This is a genomic window from Streptomyces yaizuensis, from assembly GCF_034961445.1.
GTDB lineage: Bacteria > Actinomycetota > Actinomycetes > Streptomycetales > Streptomycetaceae > Streptomyces > Streptomyces yaizuensis.
The window spans coordinates 298,633-317,108 of sequence record NZ_BSBI01000004.1 but is presented as its reverse complement, the minus strand read 5'-3'; the positions used below and the strand labels follow the sequence as shown (position 1 = coordinate 317,108).

Sequence of the window (18,476 nt, the reverse complement as noted above, 5' to 3'; positions counted from 1 at the left end):
CCGGGTGCGGCGGGCCGGGCGTGGCGGCGGCGTGCGGTGTGGGGCGCGGGTGGCGGGTCGTCCAGCCGCCGTGCCCCGGTTCGCGGGAGCGGTCACCTGGTCCAGTTCGGAGGAGGTGAGGCAGGCCCCGGTGGCTCCGGAACCCGGCCGGACGCGGCCGCGAGGTCCACGGTGCCGCCCCGCTCGGCCGTCGCCCCGGTGAAGTTCACTGTTCCCCCGGAGAAATCCGCGCCCCCGAAGTCGACCAGACCGCCCCGGAACCGCGTTCCCGTGAAATTCACCTCGCCTGCGGAGAAGGCCGACTCCACGAAGCTCAACATACCGCTGGAGAACGTCAATCCGGTGAAGTTCACCGTTCCGCCCGAGAAGGAGGATCCCACGAAGTCAGCCCTGCTGCCCGAGAACTCCGATCCCGTGAAGTTCACTCTGCCGTCGGTGAACTCCGCCCGCCTGAAGCGGAGCATGGCGCCGGAGAACGTCGAGCCCGTGAAGTGGACCGTCCCTCCGGAGAACTCCGTGCCCCAGAAGCCGACCTCGCCGGCCGAGAACGCCGACCCGGTGAAGTTCACCGTCCCTCCGGAGAAACCCGCCTTGCCGAAGTCGACTTGACCGCCGCAGAACTCCGCACCGACGAAGCTGACGGCGGCACCCGAGAACCGGACATCCATGAAATGGACGCTGCCGCCCGAGAACACCGCGCCCTGGAAGACGACCGCGGCGGCCGACATCTCCGCCCCCGTGAAGTGGACCATACCGCCCGAGAAGACCGCTCCCCTGAAGGAGACCGAGCCACCCGAGAACACCGTCCCCTCGAAGTCGACCCGCCCGCCCGAGAACACCGCCTTCGTGAAATCAACGCTTCCGCCGCGGAACACCGCCTTCGTGAACATGACCGTGCCGCCATGGAACTCCGCGTTCCGGAAAGTGACCGTGCCCCCGGAGAACACGGCTCCGCTGAAGTCCCCGCCGTCGAAGGCGACCCCCGTGAAGTCGAGGTCGTGGCCCTGCCAGGAGTGCGGATGGTCCGATTCCAGTCGCAGGTGGTCGCGGATGAGACGGATGACGGTGTGCCGGACCTCCCGCAGGGCGAGAAAGGTGTGCCGGCCGTCCCTGTCGTCGGCGGCGAGGTCGGCCTCGGCGGTCCAGGGCAGGCGCAGATACGCGCACAGCACGTCGAGACAGGTCTGGCGCAGGGCGCGGGTGGGCGCGTCGTCGGCGAGGCCGGCCAGGGCGTGGACGCCGCCGAGGCGGACCGCCACGGAGGCGTCGCCGAGTTGCCCGACGGCGCTGCTGAAGCGCTCGGTGTGCAGGCGGATCGCCTCCCGCAGGGCGCCGTCCTCATCGACCCGCTGGCGCCGGTAGGCGACCACGAGGGCGACCAGGGCACCGGCGCCGGCAACCACCCCGAAGGACAGCTTCACTAGGTCGAAAAGGGTTCTGGAATCGATACGGGCCTCGGCCTTCACCCCCTGTACGCCGAGCAGTGACCATGCGGCGGCGAACACCGAGGCGGCGACGAGGACGGCGGCGACGAAGCTCAGGGCGAGAACGGGGCCGACGGGCCACAGGCGCAGGCCCCGCCGCTCGCCCCGGCGCCGGAAGGGAGATGGTCTCACGTTCTCTGAGGACAGCCGGGGGGACACCGCCGGTTGCGGATCCGCACGAATACCCGCACCGTCGTCGCACGAACCCCCCTCGCACGAAACGCCGTCGCACGAAACGGGATCGGCTTCTGGTTCAGTGCCGCCGGTCGTGGGCGGCGCGGGCCTCGGCGGTGGTCTTCAGGTCGCGCAGCCACCCTTCGAGGCCCTGGCGGAGGATCTCGGTCGCGACGGGGACGTTCGCGTCGACCTGGGGGCCGGTGTGGGTCTCCTCGGTGCTCACCAGGACACCGCCCCTGACCTTGGTGAAGGTCCATACGTGAACACCGTCGATACGCAGCCCCGCCCCGATCGCGGGGCCGGTCCAGCGGATGCAGGAGTGGTGCTTGAGCTGTTCGACGGTGGAGGTGATCTCCAGGTCGGTCGCGGGAGTCACGGGGTTCGGCGGCACCGGGGTCGTCCAGCGGAACGCGGAGCCCTTCCGGAAGGGGCCGTGGTCGAGGCGGTCCACGGTCGTGACGGGCGCCTGCCAGGCCGGCCAGCGCTCCACGTCGGTCTGGAGCTTCCACAGGGTGCGCAGCGGCGCCCGGACGACGGTGGAGGCCCGGTGGCGGACGAGCGCGTCCGGGGCGACGCCTTCGCCACGGCAGGTCAGGGAGGACGCGCCGGGAGGGGACGGCGGGGCTCCGGCCGGCGTGGCTCCGGCCGGCGCGGCGGTGGTGCCGAGGAGGCCGGCGATGAGCGGGACGGTGAAAAGGGCGGCGCGAATACCGGTGCTGCGGACGCCGGTGCTGGCAATGCCGGTGCTGCGGACGCCGGTGCTGGCAATGCCGGTGCTGCGGATGCCGGGCATGGTGTTCCCCCTGTGCTGTGGGTCGATGGGCGTGTGGACGCGGCGTGCATGTCCTTCGGCAGTCCCGCGCCCCGGAGTTCCTCGCGTTCGGTGACGTGCGCGGGTGGCGCGTCCGGGCCATCCGTGCGCCACCGGGACCGGCGATAGGGGCTCTTTCACTCGTGACTAGTTATAACGCCAGCGAGAGTGAGAGGTCAACACGCTTCGCGATAGCCTCTAACAGTTTCGTGATGCTGTAACCCACAGACCCGCAGGGCGGGGGAGGCGGCGGGCCCGCCCCGGACGACCGGCCGGCGCCCGGGTCCTGATACGCGGTCAGCTCCGGTGGCCAGTGGCCCCGTACCCCGCATGCGGGTGAACCTCCGCCGGGCCGGGCCGCCGCCGGCGGACGACCGGCGGGCGCCGTCGTATCGTGCGACCGTCCCCCGCCCGACACGGCCGAAGGCGACCCCTCGCTGTGGAAGCGTCCGAACTCCTGCCGATCATCGCCGTCTTCTCGCTGGTCACCGTGGAATTCGGCGGCCACGCGCTGCTTCAGCTCATCACCACCCGGCACGGCACGCTCACACCGCTGCGCGAGCGGTTCTTCCGCGCGGGGCACGCCCACGCCGGGGTGCTGCTGGTCCTCTCCCTCGTCTACTTCCTCTATCTGCCCCGCGCGGAATTCTCCTCCGGCGCCGACTGGCTCTTCGGCATCCTGCTGCTGGCCGGAGTGCTCGCCCAGTCCGGCGGCTTCTTCCTGCACCTCGCCCTCGGCACCGAAGGGCGGCCCTCCCCCGGCACCCACCTCACCCGGGCCGGCGCCGTCCTCATCGCCGCGGCGCTCATCGCCCTCGGCATCGGCCTCGTCCAGAACCTGTGACCCGGGCCGGGCCGACTCAGCCCGAGCCGGCCCGGCCCGGCCCGGGTGGCGGATCGGTCAGGAGCGCGGCGGCGCCAGGGCGTCCAGGGACTCGGGCACTGTCTGGCCGCCGTCGACCGTCAGCGTCTGGCCGGTGATGAACGCGGCCTCGTCGGAGGCGAGGAAGAGCACCGCGTGCGCGATGTCCGCGGTGTCGCCCAGCCGGCCCAGCGGAATCGCGGCCGTCATACCGCTCAGGTACTCCTCGCCGAGGTCGACCAGTCCCTCCGTGCGCACATTGCCGGGCAGGACGGCGTTGACGGTGATGCCGTACGGGGCCGTCTCCAGCGCGGCGCCGCGCAGGAAGCCCAACTGGCCGGCCTTGCTCGCGCCGTAGTGGGACCAGCCCGTGTAACCGGTGACGGGCCCGGTGATCGAGGAGGTGAGCACGATCCGGCCACGGCCGGCGCTTTCCATCGCCGGCAGACAGGCCCGTACCGCGAGGATGCTGCCCCGCAGGTTGACGGACAGCACCTCGTCCACGTCGGCGGCGGTCATCTCCCGCAGGGGCTTCTCCGGGAAGATCCCGGCGTTGGCACAGAGGACGTCGATCCCTCCGTACAGGCGTACGGCCTCGGCCGCCATCGCCTCGATGGCCTCCGGCTCCCGCAGATCCACGCCCATCCCCGTGACCCGTCCGCCGCCCGCGCTGCGGGCGAGCCCGTCGGCCGCGGCCCGTGCCGTCTCTCCGTTCCGGCCGGTGAGCAGCACGTTCGCGCCCTGGCGGGCGAAGAGTTCCGCGATCCCGTGTCCGATGCCCCGGGTCCCGCCGGTCACGATGACGGACCGGCCCTCCCAGCGTGTGAACGTCATACGTCGTGCTCCTCGTTCGGTGCGCGCCGGCCGGAGCGCCGGCGGCGGAGGCACCCTAGCGGAGCGCGTCGCCCGGGGTGGGCGATCCGTACGCGGGCGGCCGGTTGTCGACGGTCTCCGGCCAACGGCCCACGCCCTGGAGCACTTCACGAACCGAGGGGCGCGGGCCCGGCGAACGCGGCGAACGCGGCAGGTGCGGCAGGTGCGTCGCTCGGTGTCGGTCGGTGTCGGTCGGTGTCGGTCGGGTCACACCGGATCTCCTGCGGAATCTCTCGTTCACTTTTCAGCGATCATGGACCGGATGTCCCCCGACATCTCCTGCTCGGCATCCGGGTCATGGGGTCATGACACAGGACGCCGCGCACCAGAGGTCCACGAGAACAAGAGGCACCATGCAGCGACGTACCTTCCTCACCGGCACCCTCCTCGGCGCGGCCTTCGCCGCCGCGCCCGTCGCCGCCCTGACCACGACCGCCGCGTCCGCCGCCACGGTGACCGTCGGTTCCCTCGCCGACCTCCAGCGGGAGATCGACCGTGCCGCGCCCGGCGACCGGATCGTCCTGGCCGACGGCACCTACACCGTCCCGGCGGGCGGCTCCCTCCGGATCTCGGGCCGGCACGGCACCGGCGCCGCGCACATCACCATCAGCTCCCAGAGCCGGGGCGGCGCGGTGCTCCAGGGCGAGCGGAGCTTCGTCCTCAGCAACTCCAGCAACATCACCCTCAGTGGTTTCGCCTTCCGCCAGCGCGAGACCCTGCTGATCCCGGCCGACTGCTCCGGCATCCGGCTCACCCGCAACGACTTCGGGCTCGCCGACATCACCGGCGTCCACTGGGTCGTGGTGGAGGGCAACGGGGTCAAGGTCGACCGCAACTACTTCCACGACCGCGCCACCCAGGGCGTGTTCCTCGTCGCCGACGGCCCCGGCCGGGAGGACATGGCCCAGGACCTGCACATCTTCCGCAACCACTTCGCCCGCCACACCTACACCGGCGACAACGGCGGCGAGTCCATCCGGCTCGGCGTAGCCGAGCGGGCGCTCACCGCCGCCGGGGCGCGGGTGGAGTACAACCTGTTCGAGCGGTGCGACGGGGACGCCGAGGCCATCTCGGTGAAGTCCTCGAAGAACGTCATCCGCTACAACACCCTCCGCGACAGCGCGGGAGGCATCGTGCTGCGGCACGGCAACGGCTCGGTCGTGGAGGGCAACCACCTCATCGGCGGCACCGAAGGCATCCGCGTCTACGGGAACGACCATGTGGTCGTCAACAACCACCTGGCCGGGCTCTCCGGCCGCGCCCTGGTGATCGGCAGCGGGACGGCCCGCGACCACGTCCCGGGCGAGCCCCTGCCGCAGCGGCGGGGCAACGACGCCTGCGACCGGGCGCTGATCACGCACAACACCCTGGTCGGCAACGCCCGTACCCTCGTGGGCGAGGACCGCGCCCACGAGCCCCGGGACGTGGTCGTCAGCAACAACCTCCTGGTCGCCGACGCCGGCAGCCTGGTCGCGCTGGGACGGAACACCGGCTTCACCTGGCAGGGGAATCTGCTGTGGGGCAGGGCGGCCGACGGCACCATCCCCGCGGGCGGCTTCGTACGGGCCGACCCGCGTCTCCAGCAGGGCGCCGACGGGGTCTTCCGGCTGTCGTCGGGCAGCCCGGCCATCGGCGTGGCCGTGCCGACGAGCCACCCCGTGAACGACGACGTGGACGGTCACCCGCGCGGCAGCCGCCGCGACATCGGCGCGGACCAGTACGCGACGGCCGCGCCCGTACGCGCCCCTCTGACCGGCGCCGACGTGGGCCCGAACGCCGCGTGAGCCACCCTCCGGCACGGGCCGGCGCACGGCGGCCCGTACCGGGGGCACCGGGGCGTCATGCCTCGACGGTGACCCGGACGGGGTTCATGTCGGCGTCGTGGTGGACCACCGGCCAGTAGCCGTCGAGCAGGTAGTCCTCGCCGGCGTTCTCGAAGTGGACCTCGGTCCCGGCTCCCTCGGTGACCGTGAGGGTGGTGGGGACCATCTCCCTGCGGAACGCGGCCCTCTCCTCCTCCGTCGATTCCCCGTCCGCGCCCCACTCCCACAGATACTCCGTGGCGCGCTCGCGGACGGCGGCGAAATCGGCGAGCAGGGCCCGGGCACGCGGCAGCAGCCGGACGACGGTCTCGCGGTCGGCGGACCCGTGGGAGCCGAAGGGGTCAAAGGAGACCGACAGTTCCTGCCCCGCGGCGCGGACGGTCACGTACCGCTCGGCGACGATCCGGTCCGGGTCGAGGGCGTCGAAGGCGTCGAGGGCGGCGGAAGCGTCGGGGGCGGCGGGAGCGTCGGGGCCCGGGGTGGCGAGGGCGTCGGGGCCCGGGGTGGCGGGGCCGGGGATGTCAGGGGTCTGCGGGGTCGGGGTGTCGGACATCGTGCCTCCGTGCGGCGGGTGGCCGGGAGCCCGGCGGGGATCACTGTATTCCCCGTCATTCCCCGCCGTCATTCCCCCGTCGCTGTTCCCCCGCCGCCGCACCGCCCGGATTCCACGGGTGCGGCGGCGTGCCGTCAGGGGTCGCCCTGGAGAAGCCGTTCCATCGCGGCGACTTCCTCCGTGAGGGAGTCGCGCCGGATGCGGGGGCCGCAGCCCTGGACCAGGCGGGCGTAGTCGGCCGCGGCCCGGTCGATGCGCTCGCCCAGGGCCGCGCCGCTGTCGCGGGTGCCGAAGTCGTCGGTGGCCGCGTAGACGCCCCGGGGGGACACGATGGCGTGCAGATAGGAGAACATCGGCCGCAGCGCGTGTTCGAGGACGAGGGAGTGCCGTTCGGTGCCGCCGGTCGCGCCGATGAGGACGGGCATGTCCGCGAGGGTGTCCTCCGGCAGTACGTCGAAGAACGACTTGAACAGGCCGCTGAAGGAGGCGTTGAACGCCGGGGTGACCGCGATGACGCCGTCGGCGCCGCCGACCGTGCCGTACGCCTCCTCCAGGGGCTCGGTGGGGAATCCGCTCAGCATCGCGTCGATGATCGCGCGTCCCAGTGGGCGCAGTTCGACGAACGAGGAATCGACCATGTCCCCGGCGGCGGTGAGTCGCGTACGTACGGAGGCCTCCAGCCGGTCGGCCAGCAGCCGTGTCGAGGAGGGTTCCCGCAACCCGCCGGTGATGATCGCGATCGTGGTCGTCATCTCAGCCGGCTCCTCTCGGCGTGCCCCCGTCGGGGGCCTCGTCCGGGCCCTGTTCCGGGCCCCCGCCCTCCCCCGGCCCGGCCCCCGCCTCGCGTGCCCGGAGCATCGACCGATGGGTGGGGGCGTCGGGAGCGCCGGGGGACCGGCCGACGGCGAACTCCTTGCGGAGTACGGGCACGACCTCCTCGCCCAGCAGGTCCAGCTGCTCCAGCACCGTCTTGAGCGGCAGTCCGGCGTGGTCCACGAGGAAGAGCTGCCGCTGGTAGTCCCCGGCGTACTCGCGGAAGCCCAGGGTCTTCTCGATCACCTGCTGGGGCGACCCGACCGTCAGGGGCGTGAGCGAGGTGAACTCCTCCAGCGACGGCCCGTGCCCGTAGACCGGCGCGTTGTCGAAGTAGGGCCGGAAGTCCCTGACCGCGTCCTGGCTGCTGGGGCGGACGAAGACCTGCCCGCCCAGGCCGACGATCGCGGCCTCGGGGGCGCCGTGCCCGTAGTGCTCGAAGCGCTTCCGGTACAGCTCGACCATCGTGCGGGTGTGGGAGGCGGGCCAGAAGATGTGGTTGGCGAAGAACCCGTCCCCGTAGTAGGCCGCCAGCTCCGCTATCTCGGGGGTGCGGATGGAGCCGTGCCACACGAAGGGCGGAATGCCGTCCAGCGGGCGGGGGGCCAGGGTGAAGCTCTGGAGCGGGCCGCGCAGCTTGCCCTCCCAGTCGACCACCTCCTCCCGCCACAGCCGGCGCAGCAGCCCGTAGTGCTCGACGGTGAGGGGGATCGCCTGCCGGATGTCCTGGCCGAACCACGGGTACACCGGTCCGGTGTTCCCCCTGCCCAGCATCACGTCGGTCCGTCCGCCGGCCAGGTGCTGGAGCACGCTGAAGTCCTCGGCGATCTTGACGGGATCGTTGGTGGTGATCAGCGTGGTCGAGGTGGAGAGGATGATCCGCTCCGTCATCGCGGCGATGAAGCCGAGCAGTGTCGTCGGTGACGACGGCACGAAGGGCGGGTTGTGGTGCTCGCCCGTGGCGAAGACGTCCAGGCCGACCTCCTCGGCCTTCAGGGCGATGGCCACGGTGTCCCGAATACGTTCCGCCTCGGTCGGTGTACGGCCCGTGGTCGGGTCGGCCGTCACGTCACCGACGGTGAAGATGCCGAACTGCATACCACTCATCTCGCTGCCACTCTCCTTGCCGGGGTGACGCGCCTGTCCGTTCGCCCTCGCCCCCGCGAGAACCGGCCACTGGCTACTTCGCGCATACGGCGCAGTGCGCTCGGCTACCAAAGTGGCTACCAAGGTGGCTACCGAGGCAGCCCCGAAGAGTGGGAAGGGAGCAACCTCTGCCGGCAACCCCTGCCACACCAGCCTCATAGCTCACCTGCCGAGTACCCCGCAGGGCGGAGTTGAACCGCTCCACGGGAACTACGCGGTGAGGGAGCCGCTCAGCGCCGGGAGGACGAGCCCCGCGGCCGGGCCGAGCCCCACGGAGATCGCGGCGGCCGTGTAGGCGACGGCCCGCGCCGGGCGGGTGCCGGGAGCCGTGGACCCGTCTTCGTGCCCGCCGCTCGACACGGCGGGCACGATCCAGCGCAGGTAGTAGAAGAGGGAGGCGACGGTGTTGACGGCGGCCAGCACCGCGAGCCAGGCGTACCCGCCGTCGAGTGCGGCGCTGAACGCTGTGAGCTTGCCGACGAACACGCCGGTCGGGGGTGTGCCCACCAGTCCCAGGAGGCAGATGACCAGGCTCGCGGCCAGGAGCGGGCGCCGGCGGGCCAGACCCCGGTAGTCGCCGGTCCGGGTGGCGCGGGGAAGGGCGCACACCACGGCGAATGCCCCGAGGTTGGTGACGGAGTAGGCGGCCAGGTAGTACAGCAGGGCCTCCTGGGCGAGGTCCGACCGGCCGGCCACGGTGATGGGCAGCAGCAGATAGCCGACCTGGCCGACGGCCGAGTACGCGAGGAGCCGTTTGACGTCGTCCTGGAAGAAGGCCGCGAGATTTCCCAGCGTCATCGAGGCCGCGGCCACCACGGAGAGCACGGCCGCCCACGGCATTCCGCTGCCGGCGAGGAGTACCTCGCCGAGCCGCAGCAGCGCCGCCAGCGCACCGATCTTCGGGATGGTCGTCAGGAACGCGGCGACCGGAGAGGTGCTGCCCTGGACGGCGTCCGGCACCCAGAAGTGGGCGGGGACGGCGCCGGCCTTGAACAGCACGCCGGCGAGCAGCCCGACGGCACCGACCGCGACGAGCACGTCCGGGGCCTCGGGCAGCGCGGGGCCGAGGAGCGGATAGCCGGTGGCCCGCCCCGCCGCGTACAGCACGGTGATTCCGGCCAGCATGAGGACGCCGAGCAGCGCGCCGAGTACGTAGTACTTGAGCGCGGCCTCGGTGCCGGGGCCGTCCTTGCGGAAGCCCGCGAGCGCGTAGGCGGGGATGCTCGCGAGCAGGTACGCGGCGGCGAGCAGCAGCAGGTCCTGGGTGCCGGCCAGCAGGAGCGCCCCGAGGGCGGAGAGCTGGAGGAGGACGGAGAACTCGGCTTCGCGCGGATGGGCGTGGAACGGTCCGGCGGCGAGGGCGAGGACGAGCAGGAGGGTGCCGAGGACGACGAGGCGGGACGTGCTCGTGACCGGGTCGGCGGTGAACGCCCCGCCGAACGCGGTCACATCGGGCCGGGCGGCCGCGAGGGCCGCCGCCACGAGGCCGGCGCAGGCCGCGACCGCCGCGAGGAGTCCCACGAGCCACTGCCGGTGGCGCGGCAGCCAGGCGCCGAGGAGGAGTCCGAGGACGGCCGACGCCGCGAGAAGCAGCTCGGGGAGGATGTCGAGCGGGTTCTCGTTCATGTCCGTCATGACGTTCGTGCCGATGAGTGCGGTCATCGGGCGAGCTGTTCCAGGATCGTGCGCGCGGCCGGTTCGACGACGTCGAGGAGGAAGCGGGGCGCGAGCCCCAGGAGCACGGCGAGTACGAGGAGGGGGACGACGCCCGCGTACTCGTGCGCGCGCAGGTCCGGGAACGCGCGCTGCGTACGGGACGGGTGCGGTGTAAGGGACGGGTGCGACGTGCCGGAGGCGTTCGGCAGCCGCAGCGGCCCCATCAGGATGGTCCGCAGCGCGCGCAGGAACAGCCCGGCCGTGAGCAGGATGCCGAGCACGGACAGCGCGGTGGCCAGCGGCTGCGGCCCGAGCGCGCCGGTGAAGATCTGGAACTCCGCGATGAAGCCGGAGAACCCGGGGAGCCCGAGCGACGCGAAGGCCGCCGCGCCGGTCAGGGCCGCGAACACGGGGGCGGTCGCGGCGATCCCGCCGTACGCGCCCATGTCGTGGGTCCGCCCGCGTTCATACAGCACACCGGCGAGGAGGAACAGCGCGCCGGTGATGAGTCCGTGGCTGACCATCTGGGTGACCGAGCCGGTGACGGCGAGGGAGCGCGCCTGGGCGGAGGTGTCGGCGGTGGCCGCGACGGCTCCGACGCCCAGGACGATGTACCCCATGTGGTTGACCGAGGTGTACGCGATCATGCGCTTGAAGTCGGTCTGGGCGAGGGCCACCAGCGCGCCGTGGAGGACGGACAGGACTCCGACGACGACGAGGACGAGCGCGTACCGCCGCCACGCGTCCGGAAGCATGGGCATCGCGATGCGGAGGAAGCCGTAGGTCCCCATCTTCAGGAGCACTCCGGCGAGGATGGCCGACCCGGCCGCCGGGGCCTCGGTGTGGGCGGGTGGGAGCCAGGTGTGGAACGGGATCGTGGGTGTCTTGACGGCGAGGCCGACGACGATGGCGAGCAGGACGAGCGAGGCGTGGGCGGACCGGCCGGCGAGGGGGTTCTGGCGGGTCAGGTCGACCATGTCGAAGGTGTGGGGGGTGGCGGCGAGATAGAGGCCGATGAAGCCGAGGAGCAGCGCGAGCGATCCGAGGAAGGTGTAGAGGAAGAACTTCAGGGCCGCCGCCTTGGCGTCGCGGTGGCCCCAGCCGGCGATGACGAAGTACATCGCCACGATCGACAGGTCGAAGAAGACGAAGAACAGGATCAGGTCGAGGGAGACGAACAGTCCCAGGCAGGTGGTCTGGAGGAAGAGGAAGAGCGCGGCGTACGGGGGGAAGCGGCGGTTCTCGCGGAGCGAGTACAGCGCGCAGGCGAGGAAGAGGACGCAGGTGAGGGCGAGCAGCGGCAGGGAGAGGCCGTCGACGCCGATGTGGTAGCCGACGCCGGCGGTGGGGATCCAGCGGGCGCGCACCTCGTACTGCATGCCGCCGCCCGTTCCGTACCCGGCCCATACGGCGGTGACCAGGGCGAGTTCGACGGCGGTGGTCGCCACCCAGACGGCGCGCGGCACCTGTACCGGGGTACGGGCGGGCAGGGCGAGCAGGAGCAGGGCGACCGCGGTCGGGGTGAAGACGAGGGCGGTGAGCAAGCGGGTCACCTCACGAGGACGAGCACGACGGTGATGGCGAGGGCGACGGCGGAGAAGGCGGCGACGGCCTCGGCGAGGTACTGGTGCAGTTGGCCGGTCTGGGGGCGGCGGGCCCATCGGCCGAGCCGGCGGGCGGCGGTGGCGACGCCCCGGACGGCTCCGTCGACGGCCCCTTCGGCGTACCGGTCCGTCCATCGGGCGAGGCCGAGCGCGCCCCGGGCCAAGGCGTCCACGGCGCGGTCGAGGACCTTGTCGTCGAACGCGGCGGCGGTGCGGGCCAGCGCGAGCGTGGGGGCGACGAGCAGGGCGTGGGCGGCGCGTTCGAGGCCGAGCCACTCCCGTACCGGGCGTCCCACCCGCGACGGCAGCGGCAGCGGGCGGGCGCCCCGGGTCCGGCCCCAGGTCCAGGCCACGGCGGCGGCCGCCAGCGCGAGAGCGCCGGACAGGGCGAACTCCCACAAATGCGGCGCTGGTTGGCCACCCGTGCCGAGATAGCGGGTGAGGGCGTCGCGTACGGGCGGGAAGGCCACGGGGGTCAGCGCGACACAGGCGGCGGCGAGCAGGGCGAGCGGCACCACGACTCCGCCCGGAATCTCTTGCTCGCGCAGACGGCGCTCCGGACGGTCCCAGACAAACCAGAGGATCTTGACGCTGTAGACGGCGGAGAGCACGGCCGCGGCGAGCCCGGCCCCGTACAGCCGGACGCTGTCCTCCAGTGCCCCGGCGAGCAGGACGTCCTTCGCCGCCCACAGGGAGAGCGGCGGCAGCCCGGCCAGCGACAGGGCGCCCACCGTGCACAGCGCACCGACCACCGGGTGGGTACGGGCCGCTCCGCGCAGCGCGGGCAGCCGCTGGGTCCCCCAGGCCGTGAGCCAGGCGCCCGCGACGAGGAACAGCAGGCTCTTCGCGGCGGCGTGCGCCATCAGCTGCAAGGTGCCGCCGGTGAGCGCTCCGGCGCCGGCGGCGAGCACCATGAAACCGATCTGGGCGCAGGTCGAAGCGGCGAGCAGTTGTTTGATGTCGTTCTGCGCCACCGCGACGAGACCGAGGGCGACGGCGGTCGCCGCGCCCACCCACGCGGCCGCCTCCGCGCCCCAGCCGGAGGCGTCCAGCAGCGGCCCCGTCCGCAGCAGCAGATACGCCCCCGCGACGACCATCGCCGCCGAGTGCAGCAGCGCCGACACGGGGCTCGGCCCCTGCATGGCCCGCGACAGCCAGAAGCTGAAGGGAAGTTGCGCGGACTTGCCGAGCGCCGCGACCAGGACACCCGCCGTCACGAACGACAGCCACGGCTCGTCGGCCCGCGCGAGCCCGTCGAGGGCGAGGGTGCCGGGTCCGGCCGCGAGGGCGGCGCCCGCGGCGAGGTACAGGCCGAGGTCGGCGGTACGGGTGGTGAGGAAGGCGGTGTCGGCGGCGGCGGTGCGGGCCGGCTCGCGCCACCAGTACCCGATGAGCGCCCAGGAGGTGGCGCCCATGACCTCCCAGCCCATGAGGAGCGCCGGCAGGGTGGTGGCGGTGACGGTGACGAGCATGCTCCCCGCGAAGAGGAGCATCAGCCCGAAGAAGCGGGCCCGTGCCTCGTCCGCGCCGAACTCCGCCCTGCTGAAGAGGAGGACGGCGAGGGTGACGGCGGTGACGGTGGTGACGAGGACCCCGGAGAGGCCGTCCACCGCGAGCCGGAAGGGGAGTCCGGCCAGCAGGGGCGCCTCGACGGCCGGGTGCCGCAGGGCGGCGGCGGTGGCCAGCCCGAGGGTGGCGGCCGCGACGGCCACCGCGCACAGGGGTGCCCAGCGGTCCGCCCGCCGCCCCGCGAGGGCGAGCAGCGCGCCGGCCGCCAGGGGCAGGCCGATCAGCGACCACAGCAGGAGGCTCATTCCCTCAGGCCCGCCGCCTCGTCGGTCAGGTCGATCCCGCGGGACCGGAACAGAGCGGTCACGACGGCGAATCCGATCGCCATCTCCACGGCCATGGCCGTGATGGCGACCACGATCAGGACCTGCCCGTCGGCCGTGGCGGGGGCGATGTGGCGCCAGACGGCTCCGGCGGCGAGGATCACCCCGCCCAGCATCAGTTCCAGGCCCATCATCAGCATGACGATCGACTGCTGGGTCAGCGCGCCGAACAGCCCGACGCAGAACAGCGCGGCGGCGGTGATCAGGAACAGCTCCAGGTTCACCGGCCCACTCCCCCGCGCACCGGGTCGTCGGGCCGGGCCGCCCGCAGATCGTCGCCGTACCGGTCGTACCGGCCGCGCCGCGTGGAGAGCACGACGGACGCGACGATCGTGGCGAACAGGGCCATGCCCAGCGTCATCATGGTGAGCATCTGCGTCCCCATCAGGGAGAGGCCGAGATCCATGGTCGGGTCGGCCGGGGGCCGGCCGCGCCGGCGCGGCCAGGGGACGAGGAGGACGCAGGCGACGAGCGACGTGAACGACACGGCGCAGATCACGGCCGCTCCCCGCGTGTTGTGCGTCATCGTCATCGGCATCAGACCCGCCGGATTCATCATGTACATGATCATGAAGACGGCCATGACGGCCATCTCGATCGTCATCATCAGCACGGTGACGATGCCGAGGTAGTCGAGCCCGAGCACGATCAGTTCCCCGCCCACACAGAGCAGAGCGGTGAGCAGCGAGAAGGTCGCGCGCGCCATCGAGTCGAAGCGGAACACCATGATTCCGCTCGCCACCGCGAGAACGGCGAGCACCCAGAACGCCGCCGTGCCGGGCGTACTTCCCGCGCTGACCGTGCTCGCCGCACTCACCGCACTTCCCGCACTTCCCGCACTTCCCGCACTTCCCGCGCTCACCGCGCTCATCAAGCTCACCGTGCGAGCACCACCACGGCCACGACCAGCGCCTGCGCCACCGCCAGAGGTGTCAGCACCACCCAGGCCAGCTCCATGTACCGCTCCATCCGTACGGTCGGCACCCGGCGCCGCACCCACACCAGAAGACCCAGGACGGCGGCCGTCTTGACCACCGTCCACGCCCAGCCGGGCAGGAGCGGACCGTGCCCGCCGCCCAGGAACAGCGGTACGGAGAAGGCGGCGGCGACCACGAGCAGGAGCCGGCGCCCGCCGAGGAACACCAGCCGGTCCACCCCGGACAGCTCGGCCGCGGCCCCGCCGGCCACGTCCGCCCCGGCGGGCTGGTCGAACGGCCCCCAGAAGGCCATGGCGAACGCGCTCAGCAGGTAGATCCCGAACGCCACCGGCATCCACACCGCGAACCAGAGCCCGGCCTGCGCCTCCACCACCGCGCCCACGCGCAACGACTCCGCGCCGAGCGCCGCCGTCGTGATCGCCAGCATGTGGGGCAGCTCGTACGCCAGCCCCTGCGCGAGGAAGCGGTACCCGCCGATCAGCGACAGCGCCGAGTTCGGCCCCCAGCCCGTCAGCCACACGGCCGCCCAGGCCAGCGCCTCCATGGCGTTGAACCACACGATCCCGTCCGGCAGATCGGACACCGACCGGAAGCCGAGGGGGAGGACGGCGGCGGCGAGCACGGCGGCGACCGGGAGCAGCGCCGTCCCCAGCCGTACGAGAGGGACATCGGCCGCCGTCGTCACCCGCCGCTGCTGCACCAGCAGCCGCAGCAGCTCACGGCCCGGCCCGGCGGACCCCGCGTCGGCGGCCGCCAGGGCCGTCGCGACCAGCGCCAGCGCGAGAGGCAGGACGAGTACCGCCCACAGCGGAGCCGGCTCAGCCATGGGCACGGCCCTCCGGTGCGCCCCGCGGGACCGACTCGTCCAGATCGGGGTCCAGGCTCGCCACGATGAGCCGGGCACAGGCGAACTCGGCGCCTTCGAGGAGCGCGGGAAGGGCGGCGAGCAGCGCCCGGGACGGCGGCGTCCGGGTGTCGACGCGGCCCCGGGGCCCGGTCAGGGGGTGGGGGTGGGCGGCGAGCGGGGCGTGCCCGTCGATCTCGTGGAGGGCGCGTTCGATCCCGTCCAGCCAGCCGGTCAGTCTGCTGTGCACGTCCCCTCCGGCCGGTCCTGCGCCGGGCAGTTGGCCGACGCCCGCCGTCAGCCAGCGCAGGGTCCGCGACGTGCGCAGGCGCCGGACCACAGGGCGGACGAGGGGCCGCAGTTCGTCGGCGCGGGCGTCGTCCAGGGTCCGGTCGCGGGCCCGGCGGGCCCGGTTCGCCGCGTCGCTCCAGCCGGTCACGCCGAGGAATCTGCCGAGGCTGTCGAGATGGGCCGCGCACCGCCGGCGGGCGGCCTCGCCGACCGTCACCGGCTCACCGGCGAGGGCCCTGAGCCACGGTTCGTTCCAGAAGGCGGGCCGGGAGGCGGCCGGCGCGGGCACCGGGTCGACCCGGGCGCTTTGCACCACGTCCCCCTGGAGTTCCAGGCGCAGGACGAGTCCGGCGGGCCAGTGCGGCAGCGCGGGTCCGAGCGGCAGGTGCAGCCGGTCGAGCCGCAGGCCGTCCCGGTCGTCGGCCCTTTCCGCGAGGGGGAGACCGGCCACGAGCCCCGTGTGGTGGCCGTGGTGGCCTTGGTCACCGTGGTGGTCCTGCCGACCACCCTGCTCGTGCGGCCCGTCCGTCCGGTCCGTCCCGTGGTGATCGGCGGGGTGTACGGCGGCCGGCGCGAGGAGCATGCCGTGCGCGCGGTCCAGCGCGTGCGCGGCCTGCCCGGCGTCCGTCACGGTCACGCGCGCCTTCGGGGCGGGCACCCCCGCCCACACCCGTTCCGCCCAGTCGTCGTCCCGTACGGGAAGGGGGGCGCCCGCGAAGACGACCAGGTCCGCCGAGGCGGGCCCGGTGGCCCGCGGCCAGCCCCTGCGCCCGAGTTCGGCCTCGACGGCCAGCCGCTCGCGCGTCGCGCCGGGACTCGTGGTGAGCAGTACGGCCGGCCGGGCCAGCGCCACCCTGGTGAACCGTGCCCTCAGGTCCACCGGAACGCCCCCTCGCGCCAGGCGTAGCCGACGCCGGCGAGCAGGACACCGAGGAAGAGGAACATCTCCACGACGGCCGGGGTGCCGACCTCGGGGACGACCCTCGTCCACGGGTACATGAAGAGCATTTCCATGTCGAACGCGAGGAAGACCATCGTGACCGGGTACCAGCGCACGTGGAACCGGGAGACCGCGTGTTCCCGTGGTGCGAGCCCACCGCTGAACGGGCCCGTGCGCAGCGGCTCCCGGACGGCGCGGACGGCGGCCCCGAGGCAGTGGAGCAGGAGGACACCCGCCACGGCGAGCGCGAGCAGGAGGACGACCGGCTCCCAGGCCGCGGCTTCCACGCAATCCCCTTCCCGGCGGGCGACCGCCACCGGCTGCCATCGGCAGGCAGTGTCTCAGCGCTCACACCGGGAGACGGGGTACAACACGGGACAGAGGACCACTTTCTCCCCCTCGGCTCACAGGGCTGGGACCCGGGCCGGGACCCGGGCCGGGGGACCGTGGACCTCATGGGACCTCAGGGGACCTCAGGACCGGGGTCGCAGGCGCACCGGGAGGGCCTTGAGATGCCAGTTGACGGGGTTGGTGCCGCGCCGCAGATGCTGCGGATCGGTGGCCAGCGCCAGGTCCGGTACCCGGCTGAACAGCGCGGCCAGGGCCACGGCGGCCTCCTCCTGGGCGAGGTGCGCGCCCAGGCAGCGGTGGGCTCCGTGCCCGAACCCGAGGTGGGGTTCCCTGCCGCGGCGGGTGCGTTCGAGGTCGAGACGGTCGGGGTCGGTGAAGACGGCCGGGTCGCGGTTGGCCGCGGACACGATGGGCAGGACGGCCTCCCCGGCGGACACCGGGGTGCTGCCGACGGTGGTGTCGCAGATGGCGTAGCGGGGCAGCGCGCGCACGACGGGGCCGCAGTAGCGCATGAGTTCATCGACGGCGTACGGCATGAGACCGGGGTCCTCGCGCAGCAGAGCGAGCTGGTCGGGGTGGGCGAGGAGGGCTTCGGTGCTGTTGGCGATGAGGTTGACGGTGGTGATGTGCCCGGCGACGACCAGGTTGGTGATGAGTGCGACGAGTTCGTCGGTGCTCAGCCGGTCGCGGTGATGGGGCGCGAGCAGCTCGGAGATGAGGTCGGTGCCGGGGTGGGTGGCGTGGTGGTCGACAAGGGCGTGGGCGTCCTCGACCATGCCGGCGAGCGCGTCGCCCAGCTCGTCACCGCAGACGCCGGCGCTCAGGGTGGCGCTCCGTGCCCGCCAGCGGTCGCGGTCGGCTTCGGGGACGGCGATGAGTTCGCAGATGACGGTGATGGGCAGCGGCCGGGCGAAGTGTTCGATCAGGTCGACCACGCCGTCCTCGGCGTGGTCCGGCAGGCGGTCGAGCAGCCCGGTGGCGATGGTCTCGATCCTGGGGCGCAGCGCGGCCACGCGGCGCGGGGAGAAGGCGGCGGTGACCAGGCCGCGCAGCCGGCGGTGGTCGGGGCCGTCGGCGTCGAAGATTCCGGCGCGCAGGTACTTCTCGTGCCCCCGGTACATGCCGCGGGCCTGCCAGGTCTGTTCGGTGCGGTGGGCGACCGACCCGCCGGGGACGGTCGCCGCGTCGATGGTGAAGCGGGGGTCGCTCATGATCGTACGGATGTCGTCGTGGCGGGTGGCCACCCACATGGGGTCGACGCCCGGGACGGCTCCCCGCACCATCCGCTCGCGTTCACGGACGGGGCCGTATGCGGTGAACGGGTCACGGACCAGATCCGGATCGGTCAGGTCCAGGGGTTCGGCGCCGGGTTCGGTGGGTTCGGTGGGTTCGGTGGTGTCCGCTTCCGGCACGGTCAT

General features: G+C 72.9%; 17 protein-coding genes. 2 read left to right on the top strand and 15 right to left on the bottom strand.

Features of this window, described 5'->3' with window-relative positions:
* Positions 1-92: 92 nt before the first annotated feature.
* Positions 93-1,616, bottom strand: a complete 1,524-nt coding sequence (locus SYYSPA8_RS12375; protein ID WP_323447146.1) for a pentapeptide repeat-containing protein — start codon at positions 1,614-1,616, stop codon at positions 93-95.
* A 121-nt stretch (positions 1,617-1,737) separates the two neighbouring features.
* Entirely contained in the window at positions 1,738-2,454 is a 717-nt protein-coding gene (locus tag SYYSPA8_RS12370) for an SRPBCC family protein (protein WP_323447145.1), read from the bottom strand.
* 457 nt (positions 2,455-2,911) lie between these two features.
* Here SYYSPA8_RS12370 and SYYSPA8_RS12365 point away from each other — a divergent pair, with 457 nt between their 5' ends.
* On the top strand, positions 2,912-3,316 hold the full coding sequence (locus tag SYYSPA8_RS12365) for a hypothetical protein (protein WP_323447144.1): 405 nt from the start codon (positions 2,912-2,914) through the stop codon (positions 3,314-3,316).
* A gap of 57 nt (positions 3,317-3,373) precedes the next feature.
* On the opposite strand, the gene fabG is transcribed toward SYYSPA8_RS12365, so the two are convergent.
* Positions 3,374-4,168 (bottom strand): 3-oxoacyl-ACP reductase FabG, encoded by a 795-nt coding sequence (gene fabG / locus SYYSPA8_RS12360; protein WP_323447143.1) that lies wholly within the window; start codon positions 4,166-4,168, stop codon positions 3,374-3,376.
* Positions 4,169-4,560: 392 nt separating this feature from the next.
* Between fabG and SYYSPA8_RS12355 the strand changes: the two genes are divergently transcribed.
* Complete coding sequence (locus tag SYYSPA8_RS12355; RefSeq protein WP_323447142.1) at positions 4,561-5,991, top strand: polysaccharide lyase 6 family protein; 1,431 nt, start codon at positions 4,561-4,563, stop codon at positions 5,989-5,991.
* 55 nt (positions 5,992-6,046) lie between these two features.
* On the opposite strand, the gene SYYSPA8_RS12350 is transcribed toward SYYSPA8_RS12355, so the two are convergent.
* The 12 genes from SYYSPA8_RS12350 to SYYSPA8_RS12295 all read right to left on the bottom strand — a co-directional run bounded on the left by SYYSPA8_RS12350 (position 6,047) and on the right by SYYSPA8_RS12295 (position 18,476).
* Positions 6,047-6,583 (bottom strand): hypothetical protein, encoded by a 537-nt coding sequence (locus SYYSPA8_RS12350; RefSeq protein WP_323447141.1) that lies wholly within the window; start codon positions 6,581-6,583, stop codon positions 6,047-6,049.
* A 134-nt stretch (positions 6,584-6,717) separates the two neighbouring features.
* Positions 6,718-7,335, bottom strand: a complete 618-nt coding sequence (locus tag SYYSPA8_RS12345; RefSeq protein WP_323447140.1) for an FMN reductase — start codon at positions 7,333-7,335, stop codon at positions 6,718-6,720.
* Position 7,336: 1 nt separating this feature from the next.
* Entirely contained in the window at positions 7,337-8,494 is a 1,158-nt protein-coding gene (locus SYYSPA8_RS12340; RefSeq protein WP_323447391.1) for an LLM class flavin-dependent oxidoreductase, read from the bottom strand.
* A gap of 258 nt (positions 8,495-8,752) precedes the next feature.
* Positions 8,753-10,177: an NADH-quinone oxidoreductase subunit N gene (locus SYYSPA8_RS12335; RefSeq protein ID WP_323447390.1), complete on the bottom strand. Its 1,425-nt coding sequence runs from the start codon at positions 10,175-10,177 to the stop codon at positions 8,753-8,755.
* A 23-nt stretch (positions 10,178-10,200) separates the two neighbouring features.
* Complete coding sequence (locus SYYSPA8_RS12330; protein WP_323447389.1) at positions 10,201-11,742, bottom strand: complex I subunit 4 family protein; 1,542 nt, start codon at positions 11,740-11,742, stop codon at positions 10,201-10,203.
* Between the two features lie 5 nt (positions 11,743-11,747).
* Positions 11,748-13,616 carry a proton-conducting transporter transmembrane domain-containing protein gene (locus tag SYYSPA8_RS12325; protein WP_323447139.1) on the bottom strand — a complete coding sequence of 623 codons (1,869 nt, stop codon included), beginning with the start codon at positions 13,614-13,616 and terminating at the stop codon, positions 11,748-11,750.
* Positions 13,613-13,918 carry an NADH-quinone oxidoreductase subunit NuoK gene (locus SYYSPA8_RS12320; protein WP_323447138.1) on the bottom strand — a complete coding sequence of 102 codons (306 nt, stop codon included), beginning with the start codon at positions 13,916-13,918 and terminating at the stop codon, positions 13,613-13,615. Before SYYSPA8_RS12320 ends, SYYSPA8_RS12325 begins: the two co-directional genes overlap by 4 nt.
* Complete coding sequence (locus SYYSPA8_RS12315) at positions 13,915-14,421, bottom strand: NADH-quinone oxidoreductase subunit J (RefSeq protein ID WP_323447388.1); 507 nt, start codon at positions 14,419-14,421, stop codon at positions 13,915-13,917. The genes SYYSPA8_RS12320 and SYYSPA8_RS12315 overlap by 4 nt, the downstream gene beginning before the upstream one ends.
* 149 nt (positions 14,422-14,570) lie before the next feature.
* Entirely contained in the window at positions 14,571-15,458 is an 888-nt protein-coding gene (locus SYYSPA8_RS12310) for an NADH-quinone oxidoreductase subunit H (protein WP_323447137.1), read from the bottom strand.
* Positions 15,451-16,647 carry a hypothetical protein gene (locus SYYSPA8_RS12305; protein ID WP_323447136.1) on the bottom strand — a complete coding sequence of 399 codons (1,197 nt, stop codon included), beginning with the start codon at positions 16,645-16,647 and terminating at the stop codon, positions 15,451-15,453. Before SYYSPA8_RS12305 ends, SYYSPA8_RS12310 begins: the two co-directional genes overlap by 8 nt.
* Complete coding sequence (locus SYYSPA8_RS12300) at positions 16,638-16,994, bottom strand: NADH-quinone oxidoreductase subunit A (protein WP_323447135.1); 357 nt, start codon at positions 16,992-16,994, stop codon at positions 16,638-16,640. Before SYYSPA8_RS12300 ends, SYYSPA8_RS12305 begins: the two co-directional genes overlap by 10 nt.
* Positions 16,995-17,180: 186 nt before the next feature.
* Entirely contained in the window at positions 17,181-18,476 is a 1,296-nt protein-coding gene (locus SYYSPA8_RS12295) for a cytochrome P450 family protein (protein WP_323447134.1), read from the bottom strand.

What these genes read in the sequence shown, in the direction of transcription:
- SYYSPA8_RS12370 (WP_323447145.1), bottom strand. Translation starts at nt 2,454, where the DNA reads ATGCCCGGCATCCGCAGCACCGGCATTGCCAGCACCGGCGTCCGCAGC.
- fabG (WP_323447143.1), bottom strand. Translation starts at nt 4,168, where the DNA reads ATGACGTTCACACGCTGGGAGGGCCGGTCCGTCATCGTGACCGGCGGG.
- SYYSPA8_RS12355 (WP_323447142.1), top strand. Translation starts at nt 4,561, where the DNA reads ATGCAGCGACGTACCTTCCTCACCGGCACCCTCCTCGGCGCGGCCTTC.
- SYYSPA8_RS12350 (WP_323447141.1), bottom strand. Translation starts at nt 6,583, where the DNA reads ATGTCCGACACCCCGACCCCGCAGACCCCTGACATCCCCGGCCCCGCC.
- SYYSPA8_RS12345 (WP_323447140.1), bottom strand. Translation starts at nt 7,335, where the DNA reads ATGACGACCACGATCGCGATCATCACCGGCGGGTTGCGGGAACCCTCC.
- SYYSPA8_RS12340 (WP_323447391.1), bottom strand. Translation starts at nt 8,494, where the DNA reads ATGCAGTTCGGCATCTTCACCGTCGGTGACGTGACGGCCGACCCGACC.
- SYYSPA8_RS12335 (WP_323447390.1), bottom strand. Translation starts at nt 10,177, where the DNA reads ATGACGGACATGAACGAGAACCCGCTCGACATCCTCCCCGAGCTGCTT.
- SYYSPA8_RS12325 (WP_323447139.1), bottom strand. Translation starts at nt 13,616, where the DNA reads ATGAGCCTCCTGCTGTGGTCGCTGATCGGCCTGCCCCTGGCGGCCGGC.
- SYYSPA8_RS12315 (WP_323447388.1), bottom strand. Translation starts at nt 14,421, where the DNA reads ATGGTGTTCCGCTTCGACTCGATGGCGCGCGCGACCTTCTCGCTGCTC.
- SYYSPA8_RS12310 (WP_323447137.1), bottom strand. Translation starts at nt 15,458, where the DNA reads ATGGCTGAGCCGGCTCCGCTGTGGGCGGTACTCGTCCTGCCTCTCGCG.
- SYYSPA8_RS12295 (WP_323447134.1), bottom strand. Translation starts at nt 18,476, where the DNA reads ATGACCGTGCCGGAAGCGGACACCACCGAACCCACCGAACCCACCGAA.